At 39.1% G+C, this 8,154-nt stretch carries 7 protein-coding genes; 2 read left to right on the top strand and 5 right to left on the bottom strand.

The features are described 5' to 3' along the window. Positions 1–45: 45 nt before the first annotated feature. From HY063_06020 to HY063_06005, 4 genes are read right to left on the bottom strand one after another with little or no spacing between them, the layout of a single operon-like run. Positions 46–3,747: a tail fiber domain-containing protein gene (locus HY063_06020; GenBank protein ID MBI3501334.1), complete on the bottom strand. Its 3,702-nt coding sequence runs from the start codon at positions 3,745–3,747 to the stop codon at positions 46–48. Positions 3,748–3,780: 33 nt separating this feature from the next. After that, positions 3,781–4,839, bottom strand: coding sequence for a T9SS type A sorting domain-containing protein (locus HY063_06015; protein MBI3501333.1), 1,059 nt, complete (start codon positions 4,837–4,839; stop codon positions 3,781–3,783). A 45-nt stretch (positions 4,840–4,884) separates the two neighbouring features. After that, a complete protein-coding gene (locus HY063_06010; GenBank protein ID MBI3501332.1) occupies positions 4,885–5,124 on the bottom strand; it encodes a hypothetical protein in 240 nt (79 codons plus the stop codon). After that, the gene (locus HY063_06005) at positions 5,066–5,719 is read right to left on the bottom strand and encodes a hypothetical protein (protein MBI3501331.1); all 654 of its coding nucleotides are present in this window, start codon (positions 5,717–5,719) and stop codon (positions 5,066–5,068) included. The genes HY063_06010 and HY063_06005 overlap by 59 nt, the downstream gene beginning before the upstream one ends. A 72-nt stretch (positions 5,720–5,791) precedes the next feature. Here HY063_06005 and bshA point away from each other — a divergent pair, with 72 nt between their 5' ends. Both bshA and HY063_05995 read left to right on the top strand, forming a co-directional pair. Beyond that, on the top strand, positions 5,792–6,922 hold the full coding sequence (gene bshA / locus HY063_06000) for an N-acetyl-alpha-D-glucosaminyl L-malate synthase BshA (protein MBI3501330.1): 1,131 nt from the start codon (positions 5,792–5,794) through the stop codon (positions 6,920–6,922). A gap of 157 nt (positions 6,923–7,079) precedes the next feature. Next, on the top strand, positions 7,080–7,259 hold the full coding sequence (locus HY063_05995) for a hypothetical protein (GenBank protein ID MBI3501329.1): 180 nt from the start codon (positions 7,080–7,082) through the stop codon (positions 7,257–7,259). A gap of 59 nt (positions 7,260–7,318) precedes the next feature. Here the strand turns inward: HY063_05995 and HY063_05990 are convergent, their stop codons facing one another. Continuing rightward, a complete protein-coding gene (locus HY063_05990) occupies positions 7,319–8,002 on the bottom strand; it encodes a hypothetical protein (protein MBI3501328.1) in 684 nt (227 codons plus the stop codon). Positions 8,003–8,154 lie beyond the last annotated feature (152 nt).

Below are 8,154 nucleotides of genomic sequence, written 5' to 3'. Positions count from 1 at the left end.
CGATGTTCGCTTCGCTCAATCGGGACTTTCATCATTTTTATTTTTCTATTTTGATTTCAGCATCTTTTTTGTGTCGAGCGTCATGCCATCGGCAACAATGCTGTAGGTATAAATGCCGCTGCTCAAATCAGAAGCATATACGTTGAGTTGTCCTTTGCCTTTTTCGGTAATGGCAACTTCTTTTATTATTTCTCCGCTCATGTCGGTGAAAATTATTTTCACATCGTTTGCGTCTTTGGGAATGAAATACGTGATGGTTGTATTTTCTTTGAATGGATTCGGAGAATTCTGGTCAAGCACAATTTTTTTAGAAGCAAGATTTACATCAACCTGTGAAGTTGAAGAATTGTTTCCGGTAGTTTTTGTATTTGAAGAGCAGCAATTATTTACGATTGCCTGCAAAGCGTTTAATTGATTTCTCAGAGAATCCTTGCTTGCACGTTCTTCTTTGAATGCCTGAATTAAAATTGGAATAAGAGCAGTATAGTTCACCGTTTTATAATGTGTTTCGGGATTCAGTGAATTGCCGTTATAATCTTTCATTTCAGGAAAAACAGATTGATGAACTATTTCCGGCAATATCGACTCTGCTTCCTGTGCAATGATTCCATATTGTTTTCCACTTGGCAAACCCATATATGAATATTGAGCAGTATCGAAGTTGAATGAATGAGGTTTAAGTTGAGCAATAATTTGCAAAGCATTGCTGATAGAATCCACATTTTGTTTAAGCGCTGCATCAGAGTTTTGAGTAATAGTACCAGTAGCAAGAATATTTCCTACAACATGCAAGCGTTCGCTCGGATTACTTGTTCCAATACCAATATTTCCATTTCCAAGAATATTCAAAATATTAGGATTGGCAGAAACAACCGAACCACCAGATGTTCTGCTGATGGAATTAAACCGCATAATATTCTGCGAAGGATTGCTACTGTATAATTCTTGCATTTCAAAACCGGGGTAAAGACCTGATGTTTCATTAAGATTGGTGAAACCAAAAGTGAGTGATGCGCCATCGCCTGTATTTGATGTAGAAGAGTAAATTCCCATTTTTGTGTCGCCATTTCTTTCAATGGATGCTGATTCATAGGTTGCTTTTCCCATTACTCCCGCAGCACCGCGCACTACATCAAATTTATTTTGAGGAGAAGAAGTGCCCACTCCCACATTGGTTCCGTTATCGAACATCTGACTGGCAGTAACAGAGTTTGCCCCGCTCCATTTGGTGATAAAGTTTGTTGTTCCGGTGCCGCTAATTCCTGTGGGTGCGTTTTCCAAAACAGTTACCGCGCTGTCAAGTTGCTTAATGGCGTTGAGCGAGGTGTACATGATGGCTTCGTTGTACACATTCAATATTTGCGTAGGCGCAGTATCTGAAGAATCTAATTTTTGAAATGATGAATCAACAGCATATGGTGCAACAGATGCAACCTCCTGAGCCATTACACCTATATACTGATGCTGCGTATCAAAACCGCCTTTGCCATTATAATGATAAAACTTAGGATTAAGATTGCGAATAACATTTAATCCAGCATTGAAAGGAGAAACATCTGTTTTCAAAATAGAATCCGATCCAACGGTTGTTCCGGCAATACGCGCCAGTTTGCTGACATCCAAAATGAAATCTGGAATATCAGTATTAAAAGAGTATCCAATATCAACAGTACCTCCGTCAACATTTTTTCCTGCTCCTGCTGGAACAAAAATCGCATACTGGTCGGGAGGAGTTTCAAACCAACCAGCGACTTGATAAAATTGATTAGAAGGTGGAGGCATTTTGCTTTTAATACCTATAACAGGTTGAGGGCTTCCTTTTATTCCTGAAGAGACATCGGTATTTAGAATATTAATTCCAATTGTATTCGTGCTTCCAGAACTTTGCAATACATCTAATTTTGCCTGAGGAAGAAGAGAACAAGGTTTACCTATAAGCACATTATTAAATGCTGCGCCTGCGCCATTTCCATCAAAAAAAACATTGAAGTTGTTTAACCCGATTCTTGAATCGCCAGCAATGTTTGTTGTAGCAATAGGAGCAGTACATAAACCAATTCCACCGCCTCTGCCCCCCGGCACCAGAATAACATCACCGTTGTTGTCAACCGTTAAAAATCCTGTAGGGACAAAGGAGGCAGTTGGAATAGGAGTAGAAGCAGAAGTTAAATCGGTAAACCGCAAACCGCTCATGCCAGTTCCTCCAAGTGTATTCGGAGCAAGATAGCCGGTTGTTGTATTAGCAGTAAGTGCAGGCGTTGGAGTAACTGAAGAAGTTACAGGAGAATTTATTTCAACCGTATTGCCCGGAGTTGTAGTTTGAATGCCAACGAATCTTGGTTGTAAAATAGTAGTAGTAAATGTTGAATTGAAAGGAAGAATTGCCAAATCACCATTTGAAGTTGTTTGGAAATCTGTCCATATTCCTAAACTTGGGTTGGGATCAAGTTGATAAGATAAACGAAGTTGAGGATTACCTGTCCTTCCATCGTGCACTTCTAATCTCCTTGCAGGAGGTAATGCGTTCGTAAATAATGGACCTATGCCTATCTTACCATAATTATCCAAAGTAGGAGTAACAGTATTTGATTGCACTACCATTCGCATAAGTTCTAAACCATCCATACTGTTAGGGTCAAGAGGATTTGTATTTGTATTGCTGGGCGCAGTACTTCCTCCTGTGAAAACAAATTTTAAAACATCTGGGCCATTCGGTGCATTTTGAAGATTATCGCTCCATTGAAATACTGCGTCTGTAATGTCTTTACCATTGCTTTTATGTCCAACGTACATCAGGTCGTTATTACTTGTGAATGTTATACCACATTTCATCCATGGGCGAAAACCGAAATCCTGTACAAAAGTACCGACTCCATTTCCATCATTTAAATGTAAAAGTGAAAATGCGCCTCTTGTATATATTTTAGGGCCTCCTGTATTATTTACTGGAGTATTTTTCGGGCTTATGAGCAAATACCCAGAGGTATTTACTGTTACGCTTGTAGTCCCTACAGAATAACCATTAATACCATATCCATTTACGGAATTATCAGCATTCAATCTCATTTTTTGTGAGCCAAAAGTATAAACATCAATAGGCGCGTTTTCTTCCTGACGAATTTCGGCTGTTGTACTGTTTTGTGCAAGCCCAATTCGCATACCGCTATTGACCGTATAAGGAGTAGTGCTTGCCCCATTTGTAAATTGAATATAATTGTTAGAAGTGGCAAGCGTATTATCTAAATGTAATAGTGACTGGGGCAAATAAAAATTTGAACCAATGCCGATAAAACCATCTGTGGCTGGTATTGCGCCATCTCTTATAATCATTCTGCTAAAAGTATTTGTCTTAAATAATATATTTTCGTTTTTAAATGCTGCTTCAATTGTTAAATCATTAAAAGTTCCCAAAGTTGGGTCGTAATAAATACGACCAACCGGATTCGTACCTTGAAACATTCGCCAATAAGTTGCAATTCCTGCCGGGCATTCTGTGCGGAAGACCTCGCCTGCTCCGTAATAAGGTGTTGGAATTAAATTTGTATTTACATGTAATGCAGATGCAGGAGAAGTAGGAGAGTTGAAATTTCCAATTCCTAATGCCCAAGCATTGAATCCCGGGGCAGGATTTAATCGACCCCATCGCTGACCAGGCACATTTTGTAAGTCAATCACCTGTGCGTTTACAGTAACATAAAGGGCAATAAACATTATTACTGCTTTTGCTTTAGTAATTAGTGTTTTCATGTGTAGTAAAGTTTAAAGGTTAATAAAATCGGATTAATTTATTTTAATGACTTTTTCTGAAAAAGAATAATTATTATTTGCATAAACCGTAATAACATACATTCCTGCATCTACACTTTCTATATCTATAATTGTTTTATTTGATGAAATATTTTTTTTTTGATATACTGTATGTCCATATAAATTATGAACTGAAATCTCATGAAGTAAAAAATTTGATTCAACATTATAAAGACCTTGCGAAATATTTGGGTAAATATTTATCTTGGGAATAAAACCCGTTTCAGTAATTCCATTTAATGAATCGCATAACACCACAGTAATATCATCAATATAATAATAGCCATAATACATCCAAGATGGACCACCAACATACGATGCAGTTGTAGAAGAACTATCTTTAAAATTTCCAATTGTCAAATATTTTTCTCCTCCTGATGCAATAAACGAACCTGAAATTTCTGTCCAGCCCGTATCATTTGAAAGGGTATTGTTTGAGGGATTACTTACCTGAGGTATAAAAGGCAAAACAGTGTTTTGAGTTGTAGAATTTGTATCAGGAGAAATGGAAAAATGTCCCCCTATATCATTAGCAATATATTGTGCTGTATCTGCTTTGCTGACGTAAAATGATAAACAATATCTATGTCCCCCTCTTAATGTGTCATTTAGAGCGATTGAAATATATTCTCTGTAATTATCACCAGCAGGGAATAATGAGTTTTTTGTATAGGTAACAATCCCTGCATAAGCAATCCCTGATTTTGCAGTTTGATAACCTAAATAACTATTTGGAACATTATAACCAAGAGTTCCGCAAGCATTAAAATAATCTGGTGAAGCGTAAGGCGTAGGATTATACCAGTATTTAACATAATTAATTTGACCACCATTGTATGGGCAAGTATCAAACTGCTCAAAGGATGGATTGGGCACAAGGTTTTGAGCAATCAGCGAAAAGCGAAAGAGTACGAAAAATACGAAAAGGGAAAACTGCAAAACAGCAGGAAAGGAACAAACAGCGGTAGGCAGTTGGCAGTGAGCAGCAGCCCAACAATGGAAGGAAAAATATTTTTGAGTAGAGTTATTCATTCATACAAGAGCGGTTATACGAATGAGAGTACAAGCATACATAAATTATTTATTACTTGCAAGCAACGTGTTCAGTTTATTTTCCAATGCTTCCACTCGTTTTTCAAGGGCAAGAATTTTTTCTTCGCCCGTTCCGTCCGGCACCAGAATCACATCACCGTTTCCATCAACGGTTAAAACGCCATAAAAAAGTTTCTGCTTGCTTTTCTTTCGGAGTATAATAAAATCATTTCCCTCCCGCAGTGCTGCTGGCGCTTTGTTTTCCGCCCAACTTAATTGCCACACCCGTTCCAATATAAAATCCTTTGAATTTAAGCGTGAACGTATCGGTGAGGTTATCGCCAAACTTTTTAAAAGTATAAGAAGGAAACCCAAGATTGGCAATAATCCCGATTTTATCCGACACATAAAATCTTCCGGCAATATGAAAATCAAACGCGCTTCCCATGGAACCGTAAATGTTTCCGGTTCCGTCATCCGGATTCAGGCGAAACCCCGCTAAGCCGAGTTTTATTCCCGTGAACATATCCACTCTTTTGCTTTTGATAAAATGAAAATTGAAAATAAAAACACCGTCAAGTCCTTTTGCTTTTGGTTTTTGCCCGAGGGAATCTTTTTGCGATAAATAACTGCTGTATACCAATGCGCCTCCGATTGAAATTCTTTTTCCCACCGCCCATTCCATGGAAGGAGCAAGAACAACTGCGCCCGCTTTTCCTTTTGAAGCAGTGTCGGCAGTGCTTTGATTGTCCTTCACCGAAGTGTTAAAAATACCCAGCCCAAGATTCACATCAACATTCCGGTTCCCTTTTTCAAATGATTGCGCATTCAGGAAACTGATTAAAGAAATTGCAGTGAGCGTAAAAAATATTTTTTTCATTCCGGTTGCGTTAAATTGTTCGGCAAATCTAAAAAGAAAACTTTAGTGGCATCACATTTATATCTTCGCAGTATGAACATCGGAATTGTTTGTTATCCCACCTATGGCGGAAGCGGAGTGGTTGCCACTGAACTCGGCAAAGCGCTGGCGGAAAAAGGAAACGAAGTGCATTTCATTTCTTACAGCCGCCCTGTGCGGTTAGAAAAAAATTTAAAAAACATTTTTTTCCACGAAGTTGCCGTGCTCGATTATCCTCTGTTTGATTATTCTCCCTATGAAATTATTTTGTCGAGCAAACTTACTGAAGTGGTGAAAAAATATAAACTCGATTTGCTGCACGTGCATTATGCCATTCCGCACGCAAGCGCTGCCTACATGGCAAAGCAGGTGCTCGCATCGCAAAACATAAACGTGAAAGTAATTACCACGCTTCACGGAACGGACATTACGCTGATTGGCAAAGACCCTGCCTTTGAACCCGTGATTACTTTTTCCATCAACCAAAGCGATGCAGTAACTGCAGTTTCTCAATCGCTGAAAGACGATACGCTGAAATATTTCCCGGTGAAAAAAGAAATTCACGTGATTCCGAATTTTATTTGCGCAGAAGAATACGCAGTGGAAAAGCGCGAAGAGAAAAGAAAAACATACGCGCCTTACGGAGAAAAAATCCTGCTGCACGTTTCTAATTTCAGAAAAGTGAAACGGGTGGAAGATGTGCTGCGCGTGTTTGATAAAGTGAGAAAACAAATTCCTTCAAAACTTATTTTGATTGGCGATGGTCCCGAACGAAAAAACATTGATGCCCTCTGCAAACAATTAGACACGTGCGGAGATATTCATTCGCTCGGAAAAGTAACCGGTGTGGAAAAAATTATCGGCATTGCCGATTTGTTCCTGCTCACTTCCGAAACAGAAAGTTTCGGGCTTGCCGCACTCGAAGCCATGGCGGCAAAAGTGCCGGTGATTTCTACCAACACAGGAGGAATTCCAGAAGTGAACATTCATAATTTTTCAGGAATGTTAAGTAACGTTGGCGATGTGGATGAGATGGCTAAGAATGCACTTTTCATTCTTACCGATGAAAAAACGCACAAGAAGTTTTCAGAAAATGCTTTTGAACAGGCAAAGAAATTTTCTATTGAAAAGATTTTGCCGATGTATGAAAAAATGTATGAAGGATTATTGAAGGATATTGAATAATGGATAATGGATAATGGATAATGGATAATGGATAATGGATAATGGAACAAACATCACATCTTTCAGAGCATAAATGAAATATTTCGAAGCATACATAAAATGTTTCGAGGCAAACATTACCTCTTTCGAAGCAGGCATGACATATTTCAGAGCATAAATGAAATATTTCGAGGCAAACATTAGAACTTTCGATGCCTACTTGACAACTTTCGAAGCCTACTTGACAACTTTCGAAGCATACATGACAACTTTCAAGTTGCAGAATGAGGAATACAATGGAATGATGGAAGATTGGAAGGTTGGAAGGATGAAATACAGTGGAATGTTGGAATGCTGAAAGGATGGGCTGTTCCCCATTCTTCCATTTTTCCACTATTCCATTATTCCATCATTCCATTACGCTGCGGGGGGAATGGGTGCAGGCGGTGCGCTGCTTTCATCAGAAGGAGTTCCTCCTTTTACCACAAATTTTTTCCAGTCGCTCCATTCGCCTGTTTTTCCTCTTTTCAGAATTTTGCGGTTGCGCTGAAACCATATACTTCCTTGCGGTAAATCGTGCACGCGGGTTTTTGCTCCGCTGGTGCTTGGCAGGGTGGTGATGTCGCGTTTGTTTTGCGAAATCTGCCATTCATGCCCGCCTGCTCCTGCGGCTAAAAGAATTACATCGCCTGTTGCTTTATCGTCTTTGGCGCCATCCTGTTGTTTTTGCTTAATGGTTTTTATTCCTATTTTAAATCCCGAATCGTTTATAATGGTTTCGGCATTTTTTGGGTCGGCATCGGCTAAGTCCTGCACATCGTTGCGGAGTGATTCGCAATCGGCTTTGGTGAGCACAAGGGCTGCATTTCGTTCATCGGTGGTGTGAGTGGGTGGTTTCATCTTCAGCCCGTTCTGAATGTTTTCAAGAGCGGTTTGGTCGGTGTTCAGTTTGTTGAGTTTGCCTTGCGAAGCGGCAAACCGCGGCTTGCCGTTCATGTCGTTAAAAATGTCTCGCCCGTACTGAATTTTTGCCAGCAGTTTTACGGGCCATTTCATAACGGCTTCAATTTTTTTGATGATGATGGTGGGAATTTTTGACATGGTGAATAGTTTCGGATATAACAATTAATTGGTATTTAGGCAAAAACCATACTTTTGATGAAACTAAACTCAAAAGTAATGAAAAATATTTTAAAAATCATAGGAATAATTTATTTATCAGTAGAAATTCTGGCAAACCTTGATGGTGCATT

This window comes from Bacteroidota bacterium, assembly GCA_016195025.1.
Classification (GTDB): domain Bacteria; phylum Bacteroidota; class Bacteroidia; order Palsa-948; family Palsa-948; genus Palsa-948.
Note: the sequence above shows the minus strand (reverse complement) of the source record. Positions and strands in the feature narration are given on the sequence as shown.